Source organism: Thermococcus paralvinellae (assembly GCF_000517445.1).
GTDB lineage: Archaea > Methanobacteriota_B > Thermococci > Thermococcales > Thermococcaceae > Thermococcus_B > Thermococcus_B paralvinellae.
The window spans coordinates 820,288-842,528 of sequence record NZ_CP006965.1; the positions used below are offsets into that span (position 1 = coordinate 820,288).

The 22,241-nt window shown below is 37.0% G+C and carries 22 protein-coding genes and 1 tRNA gene; 12 read left to right on the forward strand and 11 right to left on the reverse strand.

Features of this window, described 5'->3' with window-relative positions:
- Positions 1-296: 296 nt before the first annotated feature.
- Entirely contained in the window at positions 297-1,376 is a 1,080-nt protein-coding gene (locus tag TES1_RS04620) for a DUF354 domain-containing protein (protein WP_042680650.1), read from the forward strand.
- A 9-nt stretch (positions 1,377-1,385) separates the two neighbouring features.
- Positions 1,386-3,368: a WD40/YVTN/BNR-like repeat-containing protein gene (locus TES1_RS04625; RefSeq protein WP_042680652.1), complete on the forward strand. Its 1,983-nt coding sequence runs from the start codon at positions 1,386-1,388 to the stop codon at positions 3,366-3,368.
- Here the strand turns inward: TES1_RS04625 and TES1_RS04630 are convergent.
- Both TES1_RS04630 and TES1_RS04635 read right to left on the reverse strand, forming a co-directional pair.
- A complete protein-coding gene (locus tag TES1_RS04630) occupies positions 3,337-3,900 on the reverse strand; it encodes a stage II sporulation protein M (RefSeq protein ID WP_042680654.1) in 564 nt (187 codons plus the stop codon). The two genes, TES1_RS04625 and TES1_RS04630, sit on opposite strands and share 32 nt — an antisense overlap.
- The gene (locus tag TES1_RS04635) at positions 3,893-4,177 is read right to left on the reverse strand and encodes a lipoate protein ligase C-terminal domain-containing protein (protein WP_042680656.1); all 285 of its coding nucleotides are present in this window, start codon (positions 4,175-4,177) and stop codon (positions 3,893-3,895) included. Before TES1_RS04635 ends, TES1_RS04630 begins: the two co-directional genes overlap by 8 nt.
- Positions 4,178-4,249: 72 nt before the next feature.
- Here TES1_RS04635 and TES1_RS04640 point away from each other — a divergent pair, with 72 nt between their 5' ends.
- Positions 4,250-6,193: an arginine--tRNA ligase gene (locus TES1_RS04640; protein ID WP_042680657.1), complete on the forward strand. Its 1,944-nt coding sequence runs from the start codon at positions 4,250-4,252 to the stop codon at positions 6,191-6,193.
- On the opposite strand, the gene TES1_RS04645 is transcribed toward TES1_RS04640, so the two are convergent.
- Positions 6,194-6,628, reverse strand: coding sequence for a hypothetical protein (locus TES1_RS04645; protein WP_042680659.1), 435 nt, complete (start codon positions 6,626-6,628; stop codon positions 6,194-6,196). It lies immediately after the preceding gene.
- 117 nt (positions 6,629-6,745) lie between these two features.
- Between TES1_RS04645 and TES1_RS04650 the strand changes: the two genes are divergently transcribed.
- Positions 6,746-7,630, forward strand: coding sequence for a dihydrodipicolinate synthase family protein (locus TES1_RS04650; RefSeq protein WP_042680661.1), 885 nt, complete (start codon positions 6,746-6,748; stop codon positions 7,628-7,630).
- Here TES1_RS04650 and prf1 read toward each other — a convergent pair.
- A complete protein-coding gene (gene prf1 / locus TES1_RS04655; RefSeq protein WP_042680663.1) occupies positions 7,610-8,857 on the reverse strand; it encodes a peptide chain release factor aRF-1 in 1,248 nt (415 codons plus the stop codon). The two genes, TES1_RS04650 and prf1, sit on opposite strands and share 21 nt — an antisense overlap.
- A gap of 81 nt (positions 8,858-8,938) precedes the next feature.
- On the reverse strand, positions 8,939-9,175 hold the full coding sequence (locus TES1_RS04660) for a pro-sigmaK processing inhibitor BofA family protein (protein ID WP_042680665.1): 237 nt from the start codon (positions 9,173-9,175) through the stop codon (positions 8,939-8,941).
- A gap of 157 nt (positions 9,176-9,332) precedes the next feature.
- On the opposite strand from TES1_RS04660, the gene TES1_RS04665 reads away from it, so the two are divergent.
- The 4 genes from TES1_RS04665 (at position 9,333) to TES1_RS04680 (ending at position 16,438) form a co-directional block, all read left to right on the forward strand.
- Positions 9,333-9,623 (forward strand): MazG nucleotide pyrophosphohydrolase domain-containing protein, encoded by a 291-nt coding sequence (locus tag TES1_RS04665; RefSeq protein ID WP_042680667.1) that lies wholly within the window; start codon positions 9,333-9,335, stop codon positions 9,621-9,623.
- A gap of 92 nt (positions 9,624-9,715) precedes the next feature.
- A complete protein-coding gene (locus TES1_RS04670; protein WP_042680669.1) occupies positions 9,716-11,944 on the forward strand; it encodes an ArnT family glycosyltransferase in 2,229 nt (742 codons plus the stop codon).
- A 68-nt stretch (positions 11,945-12,012) separates the two neighbouring features.
- Entirely contained in the window at positions 12,013-14,193 is a 2,181-nt protein-coding gene (locus tag TES1_RS04675) for an ArnT family glycosyltransferase (RefSeq protein WP_158505953.1), read from the forward strand.
- Positions 14,162-16,438 carry a DUF6541 family protein gene (locus TES1_RS04680; RefSeq protein ID WP_042680673.1) on the forward strand — a complete coding sequence of 759 codons (2,277 nt, stop codon included), beginning with the start codon at positions 14,162-14,164 and terminating at the stop codon, positions 16,436-16,438. Before TES1_RS04675 ends, TES1_RS04680 begins: the two co-directional genes overlap by 32 nt.
- 43 nt (positions 16,439-16,481) lie before the next feature.
- Here TES1_RS04680 and TES1_RS04685 read toward each other — a convergent pair whose 3' ends face one another.
- The 3 genes from TES1_RS04685 to TES1_RS04695 all read right to left on the reverse strand — a co-directional run bounded on the left by TES1_RS04685 (position 16,482) and on the right by TES1_RS04695 (position 17,277).
- A complete protein-coding gene (locus TES1_RS04685) occupies positions 16,482-16,664 on the reverse strand; it encodes a class III signal peptide-containing protein (RefSeq protein WP_042680675.1) in 183 nt (60 codons plus the stop codon).
- 169 nt (positions 16,665-16,833) lie between these two features.
- Positions 16,834-17,016 carry a class III signal peptide-containing protein gene (locus TES1_RS04690; RefSeq protein ID WP_042680677.1) on the reverse strand — a complete coding sequence of 61 codons (183 nt, stop codon included), beginning with the start codon at positions 17,014-17,016 and terminating at the stop codon, positions 16,834-16,836.
- A gap of 75 nt (positions 17,017-17,091) precedes the next feature.
- Positions 17,092-17,277: a class III signal peptide-containing protein gene (locus TES1_RS04695; RefSeq protein ID WP_051408176.1), complete on the reverse strand. Its 186-nt coding sequence runs from the start codon at positions 17,275-17,277 to the stop codon at positions 17,092-17,094.
- 115 nt (positions 17,278-17,392) lie between these two features.
- Here TES1_RS04695 and TES1_RS04700 point away from each other — a divergent pair, with 115 nt between their 5' ends.
- Positions 17,393-17,959 (forward strand): hypothetical protein, encoded by a 567-nt coding sequence (locus tag TES1_RS04700; protein WP_042680679.1) that lies wholly within the window; start codon positions 17,393-17,395, stop codon positions 17,957-17,959.
- Here TES1_RS04700 and TES1_RS04705 read toward each other — a convergent pair.
- From TES1_RS04705 to TES1_RS04715, 3 genes are read right to left on the reverse strand one after another with little or no spacing between them, the layout of a single operon-like run.
- Positions 17,945-19,171 carry a site-2 protease family protein gene (locus tag TES1_RS04705; RefSeq protein ID WP_042680680.1) on the reverse strand — a complete coding sequence of 409 codons (1,227 nt, stop codon included), beginning with the start codon at positions 19,169-19,171 and terminating at the stop codon, positions 17,945-17,947. The two genes, TES1_RS04700 and TES1_RS04705, sit on opposite strands and share 15 nt — an antisense overlap.
- Positions 19,172-19,213: 42 nt before the next feature.
- A complete protein-coding gene (locus TES1_RS04710; protein ID WP_042680682.1) occupies positions 19,214-19,612 on the reverse strand; it encodes a DUF126 domain-containing protein in 399 nt (132 codons plus the stop codon).
- A 10-nt stretch (positions 19,613-19,622) separates the two neighbouring features.
- Entirely contained in the window at positions 19,623-20,783 is a 1,161-nt protein-coding gene (locus tag TES1_RS04715) for an aconitase X catalytic domain-containing protein (RefSeq protein ID WP_042680684.1), read from the reverse strand.
- A 188-nt stretch (positions 20,784-20,971) separates the two neighbouring features.
- Here TES1_RS04715 and TES1_RS04720 point away from each other — a divergent pair.
- The 3 genes from TES1_RS04720 (at position 20,972) to TES1_RS04730 (ending at position 22,235) form a co-directional block, all read left to right on the forward strand.
- Positions 20,972-21,049 (forward strand) — tRNA-Met (locus tag TES1_RS04720).
- A 102-nt stretch (positions 21,050-21,151) separates the two neighbouring features.
- A complete protein-coding gene (locus TES1_RS04725; protein WP_051408177.1) occupies positions 21,152-21,685 on the forward strand; it encodes a lamin tail domain-containing protein in 534 nt (177 codons plus the stop codon).
- A gap of 94 nt (positions 21,686-21,779) precedes the next feature.
- Entirely contained in the window at positions 21,780-22,235 is a 456-nt protein-coding gene (locus TES1_RS04730) for a 30S ribosomal protein S15 (protein ID WP_042680686.1), read from the forward strand.
- Positions 22,236-22,241 lie beyond the last annotated feature (6 nt).

A 22,241-nucleotide genomic window follows, 5' to 3' on the forward strand; every position in this document is an offset into this window, starting at 1 on the left:
CACTCACCTAACATTAAAGGTAGAAAAAATAAATTTAAGGGTTTTCTAAGTAACGATTTCAGGGCTCAATATGATGTACTTGCTGTGAAATTCCAATTTCAACAACCGTACGAGCATGTTTCTGCTGTGTTTTCCAAATATGTCTGTTTATATGGGTAAGATCATTTGATGAAAACGTAATAAACGTTAAAACATTGAAATCAACGATAAGAAATCCTAAAAAACAAGTTCTCACAATCGTTTTACGGAAATCCTTTTAATGGACAAAGTTGCTCATTATAATTAGGTGAGAATATATGAAAATATGGATTGACATTGTAAATTCACCTCATGCTCACTTTTTCAAGGGTATAATCAGAGAGCTTGAAAAAAGAGGTCATGAAATTTTAGTTACAACGAGAGAGTTTGATGGATTAACTGATATTCTTGACATGCTTGGAATTGAATATTATGTCGTTGGCAAGCATGGAGGATCAACCTTAGAAGGCAAGCTTATTGCAAGTGCTGAGAGGCAGTATAAACTTGCGAAGCTGATAATCGAAGAAAAACCTGACCTATGCGTATATAAAAATTCCCCCGAAGCTCCAAGAGTAGCTTATGGACTAAGAATCCCAACAATTGGATTTGTTGATAACGACACTTCAATTCCGGTTAACAAACTCATGCTGCCATTCACAAACAGAGTTATTTACCCAAAAGCCATTGATGCTTACGACCTAATTAAATGTGGAGCAGATGCCAACTCTTTGAGACCAATTAATGGATTTCCAGAGCTAGCTCACTTATATGGATTTAAACCAAATACAGAACCTTTAAACGAACTTGGACTTGAAAAATATGATTATATCGTTATGAGAACCGAGCCAATAAAAGCAAACTACTTCAACGGAGATGCAGAAAAAAGCATCCTCGAGGACATAATTCCTCTACTCCCTGATATTCCAATAGTCCTATTCCCAAGAACAGAAGAGCAAGCAAAGAGGTTTGAGCGTTTCGAGAATGTTATAATTCCAAAACATGTAACAGACAGCCTAAGTCTCCTTTACTACGCAAAGCTCATGATCGGGGCTGGAGGAACTATGAACAGAGAAGCATTAGCATTAGGCACTCCAACGATTTCAACGTATCCAGGAAAGCTTCTGGCAGTTACAAAGTGGCTCATAAGTCTAGGAATTAAATACCACTCAACTAATCCAATTGAAGTTGCAAGTAAAGCGTGGGAGATGATCAGAAAGAACGGTGCGTATCGGAATTACATTCGCAGTGTTGTTTCCGCTCTTGATAATCCAATTGACGTAATGCTTGAAGAAATAGAAACCTACGAGGAATTCGGAACTTTCATTTCGCCAGAGAAATCAAAGATAAAAACTCATTAGGGGGTAGCTATGCCACTTAAATATTTTTTTGTCGCTTGGATTTCATTATCATTATTGATGGTATTTTCAGAGCAAATACATGGTTTGGGAATTATTATAGACAATCCAAGTAATCATCATGAAGAACTCTTAAATGAGAACAGATTTGACATTTTGCCTGTGACATATGTTTCTGATCCAGATGAAAGGGGATATATTTATGGAGTTAACTATCACGAATACAGGAGTGAGCGCAAAATAATTTATAGGAGCAGTGATTTTGGAGAAACATGGGAGGAGGTGTACCACCACAGATGGGAAATAACTTCAGTGTATGTATGGAAAAATCTTGTGTTCTTCTCTGACATTAAGGGGCAGATATTTGTGAGCAAAGATAACGGGAAAAATTTTGAAAAAGTATTACAGCTCGATGACGGAAAATATGCTGTGTGGTGGTCATGGGCTTCAAATGATGATTTTCTTTTAATCGGGGAATATGGAAGGAAATCTAACGACGCTAAGGTTTACAAAACCAAAGATGGATTTCATTTTCAGGTGTTTTTTGATATCAGAAATCACTACAATGTTACAGATAAAAACTGCCACATCCATAAGGTTAGCATTGACCCATATGACAGCTTGGTGTACGTATGCGTAGGTGATGGATTAGACTATAGAGGAGTATACATATATAATCTCACCTCAAAGCAATGGAAATTTAGAAATGTAAAAAACCATCCCAATGTGATAGTCGTAAGTAATGGTCCTCTTGCTGCTACCTATCCTGATAGGCATAGAGTATTCTTTTATACTGACAATTTCCCAGTAGTTCTTGAGTACGATAAGCAAAAGGATGAGATTACAATAATAGCTGCATGGTTTGGATGGTATTACAGTGTAGGGATGAAGTTCTATGATGCAGTCAAAGATCCAAGAACAGGAATACACTATACAGTCAGCGTTGACTATCTAGATGCAAACGCCAAATATCTGTGGATATCCCTTGATGGAATCACGTGGTATAGAATTGACAATAGAGTTATTAATGGAAGCAAAATTCTGTATCCAATGCACATCGCTGGTAACTGGCTTTTTATGAACAATATCAGAATGAAACTGCTTACAAGAGAGGAAGCTGTTAGGCTCATTTACAATGGAGGTCTCAATTTACCCATTTCAACGACATTAATTGAGGGTAGGACTGTACTATTGCCTGTTAAGAATCCCAAGAATATAACGGTTGTTGTAATTGGAAAAAGACTGCAAAATCTCATACCCAATCCCGAGAACTGGATAGTCAGGGGAGGAAAATCTGAACTTAGGGGAAAGACTCTCAAAGTCACATCTTCTGAAGAAAATGTCATCATAGACATACTGAAGACCAAAAAATTCAACCTGAAATCGGGAAGATGGTACACCTTAGGAGCATGTATAAAAGCAAACGTTTCATGGAAAAATAGACTCAGTCAAGCTTTCATCAGTATGTGGACAGAGAATCAAGAGGGTGCCATTAACATAACGGGAAGCAGGATTCAGGTAAGTAATGAATGGAGATGCACTTACTTCACAGTTTACATCCCAGAGAGTAGCAGATTCAACAGGATACGCATATATCTTCCAAATGAAAGTGGCACATATTGGATTAAAGATGTCTTCCTGTCATCTCAAATGGGCAGTCCAATTGTTAATGGAAAATTTCTGGAGGGAGATACATACTCCAAGGATGTAAAAATTTGCATTGACAATAGGACTTATTATATTGGGGATTTAAAGCCTGGAGCGAAATATATAATAAAGCTAGAAATCCTTAACGGCAAATTTAAACTTCTCTCTGGAGGTTCAGTGGATTTAGTGGTAACTAAGGATAGGAAGGATGGTTTTAACCTTGTGCTGGTAGAAGAGGCAATCGAGAATAAGAAAACATCAAATAATCTGATGTTCATTCTTTTCATAACCCTAACAGGTGCACTAATTCTCCTACTTAAAGTTCATATCCTGCTAAAGAGGGAGTGATATAGGCCTCAATAAATGCTGCAATTAAAAGCAAGAAAATCGCTATACCGAGCATTTTCATAGCTATTTTAAATCCTTTTATAAATCTCCCCCCAACAGTTCCCTCTCCTTTAATAATTTCCAGATACCACTCGATTCCTCCCAAACCAGCAATTGCAAATGCGGGAATTTCAACAATACCATGAGGTAAAATTGAGAGCAAGATTTTTGTTAGGCTTTCACCTTGGAGATATGAGTATTCCACAACAATTCCAACTAAGAAGCCATTAAAGAAGAGAATTCCCAGCGGCACAACACCAAACAATACACCGCCAAAAGCTGCTAAAATTGCCACTCGTGTATTGTTTAGAAATATCAATTTGAAAAGGCTAAAGCTGTCTTGGACTCCATCAAGCTTGCCACCAAAAAGCTGTTTTAAATTTGAGAATAAATTCTCTGCAAACTGTAGATTTAAGACCGTAAAAACTATCCCCAATGAAACTCCGATCAAAAATGTTCCAAGTAATGCCAAGAAAATTCTACTCTTATTCATTTTCTCCCCTCAATGCATTCTTCAGTGCTATTTTAAAATCTTCAACATTTATATATGGCATTTCAACATCCAATCTCATTGCAAAAAACTCATCAATTATATGCTCAAGCTCTTCAAGTCTATGTCCTTTGAGTTTTTCTTCAAGCTCCTCGATAGTATTTTCGGGATATATAAAGAAATCTCCAGTAATTTTGACGCTCTCTGCAATTCCATCCCTTTCTTCGATCTCAAACCTAATTAAACCCTTCTTTGCTTTATGTTCTCCAATTCTCTTCATTGTCCTCACGTAGGAATGTAAGGCGGAGAAGTTTTTAAAGGTTAAGCTCAACTCCACGTTAGGTGGTGGCAGATGGCTTACGATGACATAAAAGAAGAAGTAAAATCAATCCTAGAAAAGAGGATCAAAGATATGCTTGAAAAAGAGGGAAAAAGTTGGGAAGGTGAGATATTATTTGACGAGACACCAAGTATGGAACTTGGTGATTTTGCAACTACAGTTGCTTTCCAACTGGCGAGAGTTTTTAGAAAGGCTCCTCGTTTGATAGCTCAAGAAATCGTAGAAGGAATTAAGGATGAGCTGCCAGAGTACATTTTGAAAGTTGAAGTTGCAGGAGCAGGTTACATAAACTTCTTCCTCGACTATGAAAAATTTGGAAAGCTCATTACAGAAGAAATCCTCACAAAGAGGGAAGATTACGGAAAGAGCAACATTGGAAAAGGAAAGAAAGTCATTGTAGAGCACACTTCAGTAAATCCTACTAAACCACTTCATATGGGACATGCGAGAAATTCAATTCTTGGAGACACTATGGGAAGGGTCATGAAAGCTTTAGGATATAATGTTGAAGTCCAGAACTACATTGACGACTTAGGAATCCAGTTTGCCCAAGTTCTATGGGGTTATCTAAATCTAAAAGAGGAGTTTGAAAAAATTAAGGCTGAAATTGAAGAAAAGGGCATAAAAGAAAACATCATAGATCACGTTCTTGGTTTGCTATATGTAGAGGTTCATAAGAGAATGGAAGAAAATCCAGAAGTTGAAAAAGAAGTTAGAGAACTCATGAAAAAGCTTGAGGAGGGAGATAGCGAAATAGCAGAGCTTGGAAGAAGATTAGCAGAAGAAGTTGTTAAAGCACAAATGGAAACCACATATCGCTTGAACATTGCCTATGATTTGCTGTCATGGGAGAGCGACATAGTGAGGAGCGGTATCTTTGAAGAAGCTTATAAGAAAATAGAACAAAATGAGCACTTTGAATGGGCTAAAGATGGTAAGTATAAAGGAGCATTCATAATGAAGCTTGGCGACCTTTTCCCTGACATGGAGAATCCAGATATGGTTCTCATAAGAAGCGATGGAACTGCCACCTACACTGGAAAAGATATAGCATATCACATGTGGAAGTTTGGGCTTGTAAGTGCAGATATGCTTTACAAGATTTGGGACAGGGTAATTTTTGAAGGAAGGGAACATGAGACATGGACAACTGCAAAAGACGGCAAATCGATGCCCGGAAAGTTTGGACATGCGGACATCGTTATAAACGTCATCGGCGCTGAACAGAGGTATCCTCAAAAAGTTGTTGCTTATGCACTCAAGCTTTTAGGTTATGAGGAAGCTTACAAGAATTTCCATCACTTAGCCTATGAGCATGTGGTAAGGCCAGAAGGTAAGTTTAGTGGTAGGAAAGGAACATGGATTGGATTCACTGTTGATGAAGTTGTAAATGAAGCTGTAAAGAGGGCAAAAGAACTTGTTGAAGAAAAGAACCCCAACTTATGTGAAGAAGAAAAGAAGAAAATAGCAGAGGCTGTAGGAATCGGAGCAATAAGGTACAACATGCTCAAATACTCCCCAGAAAAGATAATCACATTCCGCTGGGAGGATGTGCTCAACTTTGAAGGCGAAAGCGCCCCCTATGTTCAATACGCACATGCGAGATGTGCTTCAATCCTGAAAAAAGCCGAGGAAAAAGGGATTGTCTTAGAATTCGAGAAGCTCTTAGAGAATGCGGACTTCTCAAACCTCGACAAAAAAGAAAAAGAACTCATAAAACTGCTCTCAAGATTCCCAGAAATAGTTAAGGAAGTAGGAACAGAGATAAAGCCTCACCTTCTAGCTTGGTATGCCAATGAAGTCGCAATGGTGTTTAACAAGTTCTATATGGCATTGCCAGTGCTTAAAGCAGAGAAAGGAATACTCGAAGAGCGTTTATTATTGGTTATGGCAACAAAGCAAGTCCTAAGGAATGTGCTTAATTTAATGGGAATAGAAGCTCCAGAAAGAATGTGATTATAAAAAGGGCTTTCCAGTGTTTACTTCAATTTTTTGTTTTCTTTCACTTGTTAATATCACTGTCCCAACCCCTATTAAAATCACAGAAATTGCATATTCTATAGCTGAAGGATGTTGCCTAAGTTCGGCATAAACTATGCATTCTTGATCGCTTTCAACTTCTATTAGATGTTCACCCCTAAACCTTGCAGAATAAGTTTTGAATTCTCCAACTTTCTCTCCATCGATTTTTACTGTAAATGGTGTATCAGAGGTCAGCCTCACTGAAATATCACCATTCAAATAAAGAGCATCCGTAAACTGGTTGTTTTTATTTAATACCATTTGTTCATGTGAACCATATTCCCTTACAAGCATTGGATATAAAGTAAGGAGAAACACCAAATACAAAAAGCCGCACAATAAGATCGATACACCTAGAAGTTTTCTCATGCTCTCACCTATTTTGATTATCATTATTTGTCTATATAACTTTTACTCAAAAATCGAGTATTACTGAAATTTGGAAAACCCTAAATAGAACAAAAACTAAAGGAATACGGTGAGTTTATGAAAGGTGTGATAGTCCCGTTGGTTACTCCGTTTAATGAAGACTATTCACTGGATTTCCAGGCTTTAGAGGAGCACATAAACTACCTCCAAAGAGTCGGGGTTCATGGAATTTTTATAAACGCAACTACTGGAGAATTCACGAGCTTAACCAAAGAAGAAAGAAAGCTCCTAGCTGAAAAAGGACGGGAACTTGTGAACGCATCGTTTTACCTAGTAGGAACGGCCTCAACAAACACTTTTGAAGTTATAGAGCTCACAAGACACGCTGAAGATATTGGGGCAGATTACGCAGTGATCGCTCCACCATACTACTGCCCCTTAAATGACGAAGCCCTCTTCACTCATTATTCACTGATTGCTGAGAAATCAGACATTCCAATAATTCTCTACAACATTCCAAGTTGCGCGAATCCTCTGAGTGTCCCACTGATAAAAAAGCTAGCCCTTGAGTATGATAACATAGCTGGAATTAAAGAAACAATAGACAGCATAAGCCATGTGAGAGACGTTATCTTTGAGGTTAAAGGAGAGAGAAAAGACTTTAAAGTGTTTACTGGTTTGGATCATCACTTCCTAAACACACTAATTCTGGGAGGCGATGGTGGAATAATGGCGTGTGCAAACTTTGTTCCTGAAATTCATCTCAAGCTTTTCAAGGCATTTGAAGAGAAAAAGCCCGAGATGTTTGAATATGCCAAAAAACTGGCAAAACTTTCCCAGATTTACAGCTTGGCATCTTCCTTTGGCTCTGCAATAAAGATTGCAATGCAACTTAGAGGATTTTCAATAAAGCCAGTATTGAGACCTCCATATGTGATGGATGGAAAGGAAACAAGGGATAGAATAAAAGAGCTTCTAGCTTCACTGGAGCTTATACCTTAAGAATGCTCCCAGTCCACCAAAGGCCTTATAGAACTGCTGTCCTTCCTCGGTGTCAAGCGAAATGATTTCAACGTTAGCCCCTATTTCTTCTGCCATTTTTATTAGCTCCTCGGCAACATCCCACTTCTCAAAGCTGATGTTCTGACTTCCGCACTTTGGACATGTCTTAAGTTTCCTCTTGTAAACTTCAAACTCCTGCTCGCTCATTGTTTTAAGCTCTTCCCAACCACAGTTGTTACATTTAGCTTTGACTCTAACTTTGTCGTATCCTTCGCTTATCAATAATGTATCAACGGCTCCAAGCTCCAAAGCCTTTCTAACTTCCTTTTCACCATAAGTTATCAGTCCAGTGTCTTTAACTAGGTGTCTGAAGAAGTCCTGAACAAGCTTTTTCTCCTTAATTGCTTCATGTTCTGATAGAATATCGCTTGCCTTTTCAACAAGTTCCCTCAGTCCATATTCTCCATGATAGCTGATGTCGACTACTCCAATTATCTTTTTCCTGAGTTCATGATGGAGGTAGTCCCCTTCAACAAACTCCTCTTTTGTTGGTCCGGGACCACCAATAATTATCCCTTTGAGCTCTCCTTTCTCTAGAAGAGGGAGAAATGCCTTATTAGCATGCTCTCCAATCCTTTTCATGAATTCGTGAGTCTCCTGCTCTCTAATTCTCTCGTATCTTCTTGCAGACTGACCACCGGCTCTGGTCTTTCCTGGAACGTTGGATGTGAGTTCATCAACAACTTCAATTCTCTTTCCTCTGAGGATCCCTATAGTAGCCTCGTTTTTCTCAACTGTTATAAGACCATAAGCCTCTTTAACACGAAGCATTTCTTCCAATGGTTCTGTAACAAAAGTCTGATCACATCGATATAGTCTAACTTTTAGAGGCTCTGGTGGAATAATTGCAAATACCCTGATGTCGCTAACTCCTTCTTGCTCGCTCACGTTTCCGACAAACAAAGCTAGCCCAGTTGGTGGTGTCTGTTTGTAGAGTTTCAAGTGCTGCATTGCCCTTTCCAAAGCCCCAAGGACATTCTTTCGAGTTGATTTTGACTTAATATTCTGGGCGGTTCCATACTCTTCCCTAAGCTGCTGCATGACTTTATTGAGATCATAACCTGCGGGGATATACAGAGAGACAAGCTCAGTTGCTCGCCCTCTAAATTTTTTCAATTCCTCAACCTTTTTCTTCAATTCATACATTTCAGCTGAAGTGTGAGACATGAGCATCACCTCAAAACCGCTCTCGCTAACGACTTAAAAGAATTCGAATTTATAAAGATTTGGTCATAAAAAGGCAAAAGGCTAGATAAAAGACAATACCAACAAAATGAAAACTCCAACAACTCCACCCACAGCTATTATCAGAAGATTAATGAGGTTCAGTTCAATATGAGCAACGCCGAGGAAATTAATTATTCCCACCAAAATCAATCCCACTATTGTGTTCACTGCCATCCATTTTAATATTGCCAATGTCAGTTTCAAAATTAAATAACCTGCCAAGATAAGAAAAATTAAAAGTATGAACCATTCAAACATTTTTATCCCCCAATACCTATTAATGGATTGAAGGTTAAAGCTTTTTTGCATAGTTAACTTTAAAACTTCAACATAGAGGTTAGTTTAGGCAATGAAGAGAGCGAATTGCACTGAAGGGTGATGAACCTCCACTGCGGAGCCTTTCAGAGGTGATAAGATGGAAATTAAAGAATTCCAACAGATGATAAAAAACATATACTTTCACAGGGATTCAAAGAGGGGACTAGAGAGAACTTTCTTATGGTTTGTTGAAGAAGTTGGTGAGCTAGCTGAAGCTTTAAGAAAAGAAAAACAAGAAAATATAGAGGAGGAATTTGCTGATGTTCTTGCATGGCTTGTGAGTTTAGCAAATTTGGCTAATGTTGACCTTGAAAAAGCAGCCCTAAAGAAGTATCCAAATAGGTGCCCCTATTGTGGAAAGAATCCATGTGAGTGTGAGAAGGAGTAGCACTACACCTTTGATTACCTTTTTAACTTAAAAAGAAATATTAAGAATCATGAAATAGAGAGATCTAGAATTCCTCTAAAGGTGACAAAATTATGAGGAATAAAAAAGAAGTCACATACTTTTCTGTTATAGCAATATTCTATTTGCTTACGCGATTATATCTAACCTTAACTTATTTTGATGAATATTTTGATTATGACGAAGGGACATATCTTTTAATCGCCAGACTAATAAATTGGGGATATCTACCATATAGAGACATCTTTGCTGTGCATCCGCCTCTCTATTACTACACATTAGCATTGATTTTGAGAATGTTTGGAGACAATTATATCATTGGACGACTATTTTCCGTATTTCTAGGTTTTGCATCACTAATAATTGCCTACTATGTTGGAAAAGAAGTGAGAAACGAGAGATTGGGAATAATACTTGCTGGATTTTTGGCTATGAACCCTACTTTACTTCTCACGAACTTTTTAGCAGTACAGGAAACATTTATAGAATTTTTTGCTCTTATTTCGCTCTATTGTCTTATCAGATATCTAAAGACAGAAAAAAAGCACTATGCATATTTGTCTCTATTCTTAGCAGGTCTTGGGTCTACAGTTAAATTTACAATAATACCCCATGCCATCTCTATTTATCTAGCATTGTTAATTTTCAGGAACAAAAACATTTATAGGTATTTATTAAAAGCAAAACAGATTATCGTGAATAAAGAACAAATAAAGATAATTACGATAACATATGTCCTAATGACCTTAGTTGTATCCTCTTTTCTTGTTATATTCCCAACAAAAGCAACTAAAGATATAATGGTTGTACCTGGATTTTGCAGGATGGATAATTTTTATCAAACTCTCCCTTCACTTCTTTTAATTTCAATATGGTTCATTTTTACAGCAATGTCGTTTAGGATAAAATTTGTTAATGCTTTTTTGGAAATTATGTCTCTAATAATTAATGATACAAAGGAAATTTTAAAATATGGTCTTATGATACTTCTGCCGAAGATTATTGTAGAGGGATTACTTGGATTAGTGAGCACAACCCAATATGTTAACCAAACATACCTGCTCCAAGGTGCAAGAATGTGGCCAGTATTTAATTTCTTTTGGTATATTGGGGAGGTTTTTAATGATGTGTTTTCTAAGAGATTTGATGATTTACTTTTTAGGTTTCCTATTATCCTTTTGGTGTTATTTGTTTTGATAGCTAGTTTATTTAAAATTGATTCATCAAAAAATGCAATTCGTGGAAAGTTAGTAATTTTGTTCTTAATCAACTTTTTTGTATATTTCTTTATGTCTCCCATAGTCCCATTTGAGAAATTCCTCATCCCAATGTGGATAATTTTGTACATAATATTGCTCGATTTTCTTTTAGGTAGTGGGTTATCAAAAAGACAAGCTATAGCTTTTATATTAGCTGGCATTTTGTTCCTCTCGATTGCTGATTTTGGAATTATATACCGGTATTCCGAACAGAGAGTTATAATCCGGAAATATGGTAATCATTCAAAGGAATTAAGAGATGAATTAGAACTGTACTTGAGGGAAAATTATACTATAAAAGGAAAAGTTTATTCTGCGAATCCTATGAATACGTATTATCTGAACTTAGGTACGGCTCCAAGGTACTTGGATCTATATGGCCTAGCCGTGCTTAAAGAGTTAAATGCCTCACAATTTTTCAAGATTTTAAAACAAGAAAATATCACCCACTTTATCTGTAGTACCTGGTGCTACATAACATGGCCAAGCAAAAACCTCAACAACATTTTGCGCTCTCTCTTAAGAACTTTACCAAGTAACTACACTCTTTTATATGGCAGTTCTTATGAAAATGGAGATACTATTGAGCTATATAGCCTTGAGAAAAATAATTCTACAATTACAATAAAGCCATATTTCGGGACTCTTTTACTGATAGTTGAGGGGAAATATATTGGGAAGATGTATGTAGAGGATAACAAGATGGTGTATAATTTCAAAACAACTGTTTCTCAGCTTAACGAGAACAAATATAAAATTATCCAATATTCAGCCAATAAAAATAAAAAACATGAATTTATGGCAAAGATTAGGAGTAATGGAGTTATATTCTATTTTAAGAATTCAACAACAATATTAGTAAAGTTCTTATCTCCAATAGCTGTGTTAAATCAGACTAGAGAGACAAAAAGTGCTGATGGTGTAATTCTCATTATAGGAGATCGAAAAATAAAAATATATGGAGAAGATCTAGAGATTACGAAAATATCTAGAACAAAAATTAGAATACATGGAACAACTCTAATATTGCAGGAGGAATGGTAACAATGAATATCACTAAATTCAAAAAAATCGAATTGTTTGCAATTTTAACAATTTATGTGGTTCTAAGATTGCCCCTCTTGACTGTTATGAATGAATACTGGGACTATGATGAGGGAACATATCTGTTGATTGGGAAACTTATAACTCAAGGTTATTTACCATATAGAGATATTTTCGCTGTTCACCCCCCAGGTTATTATTACCTCCTAGCTCTCTGGATGAAAATATTTGGCTTCAGTTACATTGTAGGAAGAAGCTTGTCTCTCTTTTTGGGTGGTATTTCTGTAGTTATTGCATATCTCCTAGGAAAAGAAGTTAAAGATGAAAAGCTTGGCTTTGTCTTGGCCTTAATTATTGCCCTGGATCCTATGCTCCTCCATGTAAACACTTTGGCAATGATTGAAAATGGTTTTGAACCAGTAATCCTAGCTTCCCTTTACTATTTTGCAAAATTTTTAAAGAGCGAAAAGGATAAGTACGCAAACTACTCCCTTTTGCTAGCAGGCTTTGCAACAACGATAAAGTTCACTGCAGCCCCGTTTGCTGCTGGATTGTTCCTAACAATCTTATTCTACAGACTTCAAGAGCTATGGGAATATATTAACAGCTTTTTAAGTGTGATTTTTAACAAACGCCAGGTATTTATCCTCCTTTCAAGCTTCACAATTATGACAATTATTGTGACTCTAATAATTTCGCTCTTTCCAAGTGACCTTAATAGAAAGCTTTTTGTTGTCCCAATACTTCACAAAATTCCCTTAGTCTGGACTGTTATTTCTGTTGCAATATTCCTGTTAATTTGGGGGTTTTTAACCCTATATGCTTACGACATCTCCTATGTTCAAAAAGTGATTAGAACTATAGTATTGGTTGTTTCAAACTTCAAAACTGTGCTAACTCTTGCTTTTTGGATCCTTTTGCCAAAGTTATTAGTTGAAGGAACCTTGGGAATTCTCGTAAGTCCCAATTATCTCTCTCAAACTTATGGTATTCAAGGAAGCAGATACCCACCAATTTTAAACTTTTTTGATTTTCTTAGTGATAAGATGGAAGCCATTAAAGTAAACGAACCTGAGTTTTTGCTCTTTGACTTATTAATTATCATAATCCTTGCAGTTTTGTTCTTTAAGTTTGTAATGGATAAAAAAAGCGAGCAAGACAAGATACTTAACGGCTTTGCGTTCCTATTTGTGGCAAGTCTGGGCATTTATACAATTATACCTACTATTATGAATACAAGGTTCCTTATTCCAACGCTTTTAACACTTTATACTCTCTCGGCTTATTATATATCAAAACTTAATTTCACACGAAAACAATTTGTGTCAATTTTCATTCTTTCAATACTTGTCCTTTCTCTTGCTGATATATCTTTAGCATTCGTCCAGCCAAGGGGTAAGTTAAAACTTGCATCAACACCTCATGCTAAAGAGCTCAGAGATTCTCTAAAAGAATATCTTATGAAAGTTCCACTAGATGGAATCATTTATGGGGTCAGTCCAATGGAAAACTTTTACTTGGGATTAGACACTGTGCCATATTATGTTGACAACTTTGGGTTAATTTTAGCAGGAATGAACTCAAGTGAACTTTTAGAAAGAATTAAAGAGAATGGGACAAAGTATGTAATTGTCAACACCTGGGTTTATGCTTTTACTTCCGAAAATAAGCTCAGAGGTGAATATCTAAAGCTTGTGAAAAATTTAAGGGCAAATTATTCTCTTGTATATGGTGATTCCTATGACAAAGGGGATGTCAAGGAGCTTTATTTCATAGGAAAACTGAACCCTCAAAATCTAACATTCCGCAGTGGATGGGGCAAGCTTGAGCTTTTGGATGGAGATTTTAAACTGATTAATGTTTATCCTCAAATTGATAATGAAACATTCAACCACCGCTGTAAGGTCTTCCTTGCGGATAATGACGAATACTGGCTGAAATTTTATTCAAATAACTCAGAAACTTCCATGAAACTCATCAAAAGAGGAAACATCGTTAGGATAAGAGACATTCCAAAAGACACGAAGTTTATAATCGAGTTCGAAGGAGTTAGCAAGATAGTGAAGGTTGGAAATGAAATGTACCCCATAGAGGTTTTATCAAAAAAGAATAATAAAGAAGTGACACTGTTTCCATTAAAGGGTGGGGAATTGAAAATCCTAGGCAACTTTATCATAGAGTCGATGGACAGTAATATCGTAGTAGAGGTGAAATCAAATGAAATTACGATTCAATTCCTTAAATCCTAAGGTCATGATAGTGCTACTTTCAATACTCACTGTTCTATTAGCCAAACTGAATCCTTATTTATCTCTCCTTTTACCATGGTATCTTGGATTCCTCATGATTTCTGAAGAAGACTTTGATTTTATTGAAAAACTTGCCCTTGCTCCCGCACTCGGGTTAGGAGTGGTAATTTTCATAATGCATATCCTAAGCTGGTTGAAAGTATCTTTAAGGTATTCATACCCAATAATTGTCCTTTTAGTTATTGCACTCTCCTTAGCAAGAGAATTGAAACTCGAATTAAGCGCAATAGATAGAACCACAATCTTTGGTTTGTTAATTGCTGTTTTTCTTTCCGTAGGAATTAAGATCCCCTTTCTTCATGTCCCTCCATACTACGGGAAGGACACAATTTTCCACGCTTATAAACTATTGGAAATCATGAAAGAAAACTCACTATTTATTTCTCAGATTCCCAGCTATGCTCCTATTGGAATAAGGACTTATCCTGCAGGGTACCATTCTATTTTAGCATGGATTATTCTACTAACTAACATACCTATACCAACCGCTATGCTGTGTTTTAGGGTATTCATATGGCTTTTATTACCTTTAGCAACTTTTATCGTTTCGTCACAGATGTTCAATAAACAAACTGGAATACTATCCTCGATTTTGGTACCATTAACGTATTTATACTATTATTATTTGCATTATACTCTTTTTCCAGCATTTTCAAATTATTATTTCTTTTTAATCGCTCTCTTCCTTTATAATCAACTCCTATTGGAGATTGAACAAAAAGATGGGAAAATTTTAAGACTTTTCATATTAACTTTCTTCATCATAACAACTATGCTACTGATACATCCATACTCTTATTTACTCTTCCAAGCATATGCAGGAATAACTTTAGTTATGTTCTCGCTAATGAATAGAAGAATAGACCCAACTATAATACGAATCTTTATAATACAATCCATTGGAAGTTTTTTGTGTTATTTTCTTTTGGAGTATCCCACGAAGTTAGATATTATTTCTCACTCCCGGCCTATTTTTAATTTGCCCCAATATTCTCTTAAAGATAATCTAGCATGGTTTAACATGGCACTATCTAATACTTTTATTCACAATGGACAACTATTTTTAGGCCTCTGTTTTATCATAGGGATTTTGTATATGTTACTAAAATGTGAAGATACAATCCGCCTATTATTTTGGAACTCATTGCTCTTGACAGTTGTATATGACATCTTCCTAATTTTAAACAAAGTTCACTTTCATATTCCGATTCCTCTCTATTCCTCAATATGGAATGCAGAGAGAATATACATATTAATAACCCCCATTATACCAATAATTGAAGGAGTGGGCTTATATTTGATTCTTCAAAAGGCCATTTCTTTAATATCTATCCACATTTCTCCAAGTTGCACAATAGAGAAAGGATTAAAAACAATTCTAATAGTTATGTTGATTTCTTTTTTAATGCCATCTCTTTTCTATACACTAATAATTGATATATCTTTTGAAAAGATGCACATACTAAACCACGAAAGTTATTCTGCTTTTAATTGGATTAACAACTCTCTCCCACCCAATGCTTCGCTTATAGTCTCCAATACCCACGACTCTGGTGAATGGATACCTGTCTTTACCGGAAAAATAATTATCTTTTCTCATAACTCTGATATCCCCTTTAGAGAGAGTAAAAATACATATGTTTATATAGATTCAAGAGGAATTGGGGCAATTGGTGATAACATCGTTTCTTTAAACCCATTTGAGTTTTTTGGCAAGTATGAGTTATTGTACTTTAATTCAAACATTTGGATTTACAACCTGTCCGCAACTTGGAATGCTACAGATCCAAGAGTGATAGAAAAACTTAAGGAATATTACAAACTCCCCAAAGATGACATAATTGGAACGGATTTCAGAGATTGGAAGTATTTAGCTTATGGATTTCTCCTCAGAAATCCGGTTGTAATTAGGGGGGCTATATTAAACAAATGGAATTTCGCGTTTGCTCCAAGAGGATGCGGCTATATAGTATTTGTTCCCACTCAAAGTTATAACAATCTATTCCTAAAAGTTATTTTCTCAAAACAAGATCAGACTATTGAGATTTGGGTAAATAACAAGAAGATTGGAGAAATTAAAAATGAAACCCAGACATTTAGATATGAATTTAAGGAGAATGGGCTTTATATAATTGAACTAGAAAGTGAGGAACCTTTCGGATTTATACTCCTAGAGTTGGAATGAACAAAAAATAGGGTTAAAGAATTGAGAATAAAAACAAGTCAAATCAACTTGTTGCTGATTGTAGTTGTTCGCTTAACTCGCTGCTTATTGCTCCAACACCGCTCTCTACAGTACTGCCAGCGGTGCTAGCTGAACCTCTTAGGAATCTGATAACAATTGCTACTATGATTAACACTGCCGCAATTATAAAGAGGTATTCGACTGCACCTTGAGCCTTCCTCATCATTTCCCAACACCTCCCCGAAAATTTTACAATATATTGGACACAGAACCCTTATATATACCTTCCTCCGTAAATATGGGCATATACTACTTAAATTTGGAGAAACAAGTTAAACAAAAAATAAAAACAACAAATTCCAAATATGCCAAATGGTTTACATCAGTATATTCTTTCACGAACTTGATTTTGACAATTGCTCACTAAGCTCACTACTGATAGCACCAACGCCACTTTCTATTGTCCCACCCGCTCCACTACTACCCCTCTTAAGGAATCTTAATGTAATTGCCACTATAATCAACGCAGCCGCAATGACGAACAAATACTCAACAGCAGTTTGTGCCTTTCTTTTCATAAAAACACCCCAAGCAGATATCAAAACAGTATAAAAATAAAATTATCGCAAAAACTACAAAATTTGGAAGGAAAATCACTCCGTAGCTGCTGACTGCAATTGTTCGTTTAACTCTTGGCTTAATTGTGCAACGCCACTACTTACTGTACTACCAGCAGCACTAGCTGCATCTCTTAAATACTTAATAACAATTGCTACTATGATTAACACTGCCGCAACCATAAAGAGGTATTCGACTGCACCTTGAGCCTTCCTCATCATTTCCCAACACCTCCCCGAAAATTTTACAATATATTGGACACAGAACCCTTATATATATCTTTCGCCCTAAATTTAAGGAAATTTTACCCAATAATGTATGTGCGAGGTGTCATCGATGGCATTAATAATATTACAATCTGAGTCCTCAAGCATTAAAGATTGTTTAAGAGATCTCGCGGAAAATGCAGAAAAACAATTCAGAATGTATAAAGGCACAATCAGGCAAGCAAAAATTAAATTAAGTTTTGGTGCTTTTATGAATGTGACTATGACACTTAGTATTGATCAAACCAAACATGCCAAAAAAGGCATAATCGCAACGTACTCCACAGGAAGAAACAAGCAAGAAGCATTAAGAAAATTACAAGAGTCAATAAACTCCCAAATAAACAATCATGTAAATATAGTAGATTTTGAAATTGGAACTTATGTGACTCCGGTTACAAGGAGAACATACGCTGTAGGAGTTGTTGTATACAATACCCCACTTCACAAGATAGAACTTGACAAGTTAAGCATAAAGGAGAGGAGAAAAATACTTGCCAAAGCTCTAGAGCTGTTTAACTACAATCCAAAAGTGCTGAATATTTCAGAGGTTGCAAGAACCTTCGGAGTGTCTAGAGACTCAATTTATTATGACATAGAGCAGATATTAAAAGAAAGAAAGTCAGCTGGTAGCTAGAGGCACAGGTGTTACAGAGAGAATAAATATCAGAAGGGTTATAATTGCTAATACTTTCCTTTTTGTGGAGATTGGACTTACTTCATCAAGAGCTCCTGGATTCCCTATTCTTCCCATTAGAAGTATAATCCCACCCCATATTAGCCAGCCAACCCAAAGATAACTCAAAGCAAGCAACGCAAAACCTAAACCAAAAGTTAGGTAAGCATGAGCCTTTTCATTTAGAAACGCCCTAGCAATGTGCCCTCCATCGAGCTGGGCTGCAGGAATCAAATTCAGAAAAGTTACCAAAATGCCCACCCATCCAGCTATTGCCACCGGATGGAAAAGTATTACATAGTTATCTCCAATATGGAGAAAGTACTTTTCTAGGATTATGAAGAATAAATTTGTCCCAAAGATTATACCTCCCTCAAGAGGCACAAGTGAGGCCGGTAACGTTATGGAGAGCTTCAGTCCGATTATAGAAACTGGTAATGCAACTAAAAACCCAGCCAAGGGTCCACTAACTCCTAAGTCAATAGCTGCATTTCTTGTTGGAATTGGAGACTTAACCCTAATTACTGCACCCATTGTTCCTATAAATGAAGGGAAGGGAATAAAATAGGGAAATGTTGATTTTACTCCATGCAGAGTTGCCGCTATTTTATGTCCCATCTCATGAGTTCCAAGAATTGCCATTATACTTATTGAGAACGCCAAAGCATTGAGATAGATGTTTCTAATTCCAGGAAGATTGTACTGATCCAACGCTTGAACATAACCTAAAGATAGAACATAACCAGCGCCAAAAGTGCTTATTAGAGTTGCTATAAACAGCATTATCCCAATGAGGGGATTTTCCTCTTTCATATGCTGTGCGGGAAATACATAGAGGACAATTTTTCCATTCCTCCTTTTTAATGCTGCCCAATGTCCTAAGACCTCGAGTTCTTTTAACACTTTCTCAAAATTCTTTTCCTTAATTGAATGAACTTCAAATGCAATTAAATTGCCTTCTTGTCTGAGAATACCCCCAATCTCGTAAAATTCCCTAATTTTATGCATCAACTCTTGGGATATTGGCTCTTCCACAACTTCAATTTCCTCAGTAAATCCTACAAGAACCATGTCTCCTCCACAATGGGGGCATGAATCTTCAAGTAGAGGTTCAGTAAAGTCTTTTGCTTCTCGATGGCCACAGTTAATACATTCGTAAATTCCTTTTGGCATCTTTCCACCTTATTTTTCTTTTTATTCAATCATTTAAATGCCTTACTTCTCATGGATTATAACATCACCCTTATCAGCATCAACCTCAATGATCTGGCCGCTCTTAATTTTCTTTATGTCAATTTTATCCACCATTGGAATTTCTGCAATTATTGCACCAGTTGCCACTATCGTCTCAGCATCTTCAACTACAATGGCTTTTGGAGCAACATTATTCTTTTTGAGCTGGTAGATAACGTAAGATCCAACAGTTGATCCCTTACCACGTGGAAATACGAGGATTTTGTCTTTTACACTCTCTCCCTTTATGTCGCTCTCGGCATCAGTCACAATACCTGTTTTAGGATCAATTCCACCTAAAAATGAGAGCGGCTTTTGGGAAACCAACGCAATCCCTTTTGCCTTTCCTTTTGTTATCTTTCTCCCTTTAAGCACTTTCATTTCGATCACCTCATGGAGCTTCGAGAATCAACCTGTCAGTCTTATCAAGCCTTACTTTTAGTCCAGCCGATGAAAAGTAGAAGCTCGCCTTTCCACTGTTCGTTGCAATTCCCCTGTACCAGCTCTCAATTGGTGAAACAATTAAGCATGCATCAACGATTATTCTTCCGTTGTAGCGCTCTATAACTTCGGTATAGCCCAAAGAATCTGCCAGATATTTTACAACTTTACTTGCTGTTATGAAAAGGGGCATTTTCAGCGGTTTCCCTCTCATCTTCAAAAACTCAGCAATTTCTTTAATTTCCTGGATTGAAGCATGTGGACATCCAATTAAAATGGCATCGATTTCGTTCCAATCAGCATTGTATCTCTCCTTAACCTCTTTGAGCTCCCTATCATCAACTTGTATTTTATCAAGCTTGTCTGCAATGGCAGTTTTGTACTCTGGAGTTTCTCCTTCAACATGATACAAAGCAATTGAGCCTGTTGCAGCCATTGAAGCCCCAAGCTCCTTTAAATAATCCATCTTTTCAGGTTTCAGCCCTTTAAAATAGGGAATATCGTTTTTGAGAACAGTTCCAAGGTAATATCCTAAAAAGCTGTAATCAACAAAATCCTTAACTTTAGCCTGAACTTCAATGATAACGGTTGCTTTTCTGTTTTCTTCTAAGTGAAGACCATAATTTGGTGTTTTCCCCACAATTGCAGCTGCCAAACTTGAGGGTCCACCTTCGCGGTTTGTTCGTGCACCGAGAACAGAGTTTGCGAAGCTTACAGCAGAGCTTTCACTCCAAGCCAAGTGATCACCAAACTTAGGTATATTTGCTCCATAATATGGGGTGCATGTTGAAGTTACCTCAATCCCCATTGCTTTGTAAAGATCTAAAATCTCTCTTTGTTTTTCCATGAACTCTTCATTGCCAATTCCTGCAGGATTTAAGGTCGTATACACACTAACCTTAGCCCCTGCATCTACAAAGTCCCTCAAAAATTCTATGCCAGCATCTCCAATATTTTTATAAGAAACTCCAGCTATTTGGGCACTTTTAATTGGAATTAGCCTATCGGCACCATAAATTTCACCAAGAGCAACAAGAATTTCCATTGCTTTCTGAAGAGCGTATCCGTACTCTCCTGCCAAAATTAGCTCCTCTTCTTTTGTTAGATACATACCATCACCGTAAGAGATACCTCATAAGGGTTTAAAGCTTTTACAGTCTTTAAATTTTGACTAAAAAGATTGCAAAGGCTTAGTTTGATACTAAGCTTCGTCAAATTGAAGATAGGGGTTATATAATAAGAGTTTTTGGACAGTAAAGTTTATAAACCCACTGTATATTAGTATGTATCGGGTTGTGCAGCGGGGTGGGGCAGCTAGGAGTGCCCGCCGGGCTCATAACCCGGAGGTCGGAGGTTCAAATCCTCCCCCCGCTACCATAAAAATTTTGGGTTTCTCTCAAAATTTTCGAAGGTTTTTCAGAAAGTTTTGAGAAAGTCATTTAACTTTATTTGTTTTCTCTTGATTAGGAGGTTAAGACTGTGAGAAAAGCTCAGATATCAGTTGAGGATATTCTCGTAATCACTGTAGCCATTATCTTAGTAGGGCTTGTTTATCATTATCTAGCAACTACCACCTCTAATTATGGAGAAATAATAACCCAGCTTTCAGAAAACCTAACAAAAATGATGAATGACCAGACATGCGGAAACACGTCTACTATTGTCATTTACTATGTCCATTACAATGCTAAAGGGAACGATTGGCTAAATCTAAACGATGAATACGTTGTTATTTCCAATATAGGATGTAAAGATGAAGATCTTACAGGATGGCAATTAAAAGATGAAGCTGGACATATCTATACTTTCCCAAAATTCGTATTAAAAGCTGGGGCAATGGTTACTGTTCATACAGGTAGTGGAACAAATACAGCCACTGATTTATATTGGGGAAGAAATGCTCCTGTATGGAACAACAATGGAGACACTGCGTATTTGTACGACTCAAAGGGAGTGCTCATAGACAAATGCTCTTGGACAGGAAAAGAGGGTGACGCTGTTACCTGCCACTAAGGACAAACTTTTTAAACACACTTTGGCAATTCCAATTGGCTATGCCATAAGGGGCGGCTGGCGGGAGCTGGCCGTCGCCAAGGAGGTGTTGTGCATGGCAAGGATACATGCGAGAAAGAGAGGTAAATCTGGATCAAAGAGACCCCCAAGGACTGCTCCGCCAACTTGGGTGGAATATACAGCTGAAGAAGTTGAGAACCTCGTTATAAAGCTTAGGAAAGAAGGTTACAGCACAGCTATGATAGGAACTATTCTCAGAGACCAGTATGGAATCCCAAGCGTCAAGCTGATTACAGGCAAAAAGATAACTAAAATTCTCGAAGAGCACGGATTAGCTCCAGAGATCCCAGAGGACCTGATGTTCCTCATCAAGAGAGCAGTTAACTTAAGGAGGCACCTTGAAGAGCATCCCAAGGACATACACTCAAGAAGAGGACTTCAACTCATTGAGAGCAAGATTAGAAGACTTGTGAAATACTACAGAAGAACAGGAAAGCTCCCACCAAAGTGGAGATACGATCCAGAGCAAGCAAAGCTCTTAGTCCGCTGATTTCTT

What these genes read in the sequence shown, in the direction of transcription:
- TES1_RS04620 (WP_042680650.1), top strand. Translation starts at nt 297, where the DNA reads ATGAAAATATGGATTGACATTGTAAATTCACCTCATGCTCACTTTTTC.
- TES1_RS04625 (WP_042680652.1), top strand. Translation starts at nt 1,386, where the DNA reads ATGCCACTTAAATATTTTTTTGTCGCTTGGATTTCATTATCATTATTG.
- TES1_RS04630 (WP_042680654.1), bottom strand. Translation starts at nt 3,900, where the DNA reads ATGAATAAGAGTAGAATTTTCTTGGCATTACTTGGAACATTTTTGATC.
- TES1_RS04635 (WP_042680656.1), bottom strand. Translation starts at nt 4,177, where the DNA reads ATGAAGAGAATTGGAGAACATAAAGCAAAGAAGGGTTTAATTAGGTTT.
- TES1_RS04640 (WP_042680657.1), top strand. Translation starts at nt 4,250, where the DNA reads ATGGCTTACGATGACATAAAAGAAGAAGTAAAATCAATCCTAGAAAAG.
- TES1_RS04645 (WP_042680659.1), bottom strand. Translation starts at nt 6,628, where the DNA reads ATGAGAAAACTTCTAGGTGTATCGATCTTATTGTGCGGCTTTTTGTAT.
- TES1_RS04650 (WP_042680661.1), top strand. Translation starts at nt 6,746, where the DNA reads ATGAAAGGTGTGATAGTCCCGTTGGTTACTCCGTTTAATGAAGACTAT.
- prf1 (WP_042680663.1), bottom strand. Translation starts at nt 8,857, where the DNA reads ATGTCTCACACTTCAGCTGAAATGTATGAATTGAAGAAAAAGGTTGAG.
- TES1_RS04660 (WP_042680665.1), bottom strand. Translation starts at nt 9,175, where the DNA reads ATGTTTGAATGGTTCATACTTTTAATTTTTCTTATCTTGGCAGGTTAT.
- TES1_RS04665 (WP_042680667.1), top strand. Translation starts at nt 9,333, where the DNA reads ATGGAAATTAAAGAATTCCAACAGATGATAAAAAACATATACTTTCAC.
- TES1_RS04670 (WP_042680669.1), top strand. Translation starts at nt 9,716, where the DNA reads ATGAGGAATAAAAAAGAAGTCACATACTTTTCTGTTATAGCAATATTC.
- TES1_RS04680 (WP_042680673.1), top strand. Translation starts at nt 14,162, where the DNA reads ATGAAATTACGATTCAATTCCTTAAATCCTAAGGTCATGATAGTGCTA.
- TES1_RS04685 (WP_042680675.1), bottom strand. Translation starts at nt 16,664, where the DNA reads ATGATGAGGAAGGCTCAAGGTGCAGTCGAATACCTCTTTATAATTGCG.
- TES1_RS04690 (WP_042680677.1), bottom strand. Translation starts at nt 17,016, where the DNA reads ATGAAAAGAAAGGCACAAACTGCTGTTGAGTATTTGTTCGTCATTGCG.
- TES1_RS04695 (WP_051408176.1), bottom strand. Translation starts at nt 17,277, where the DNA reads ATGATGAGGAAGGCTCAAGGTGCAGTCGAATACCTCTTTATGGTTGCG.
- TES1_RS04700 (WP_042680679.1), top strand. Translation starts at nt 17,393, where the DNA reads ATGGCATTAATAATATTACAATCTGAGTCCTCAAGCATTAAAGATTGT.
- TES1_RS04705 (WP_042680680.1), bottom strand. Translation starts at nt 19,171, where the DNA reads ATGCCAAAAGGAATTTACGAATGTATTAACTGTGGCCATCGAGAAGCA.
- TES1_RS04710 (WP_042680682.1), bottom strand. Translation starts at nt 19,612, where the DNA reads ATGAAAGTGCTTAAAGGGAGAAAGATAACAAAAGGAAAGGCAAAAGGG.
- TES1_RS04715 (WP_042680684.1), bottom strand. Translation starts at nt 20,783, where the DNA reads ATGTATCTAACAAAAGAAGAGGAGCTAATTTTGGCAGGAGAGTACGGA.
- TES1_RS04730 (WP_042680686.1), top strand. Translation starts at nt 21,780, where the DNA reads ATGGCAAGGATACATGCGAGAAAGAGAGGTAAATCTGGATCAAAGAGA.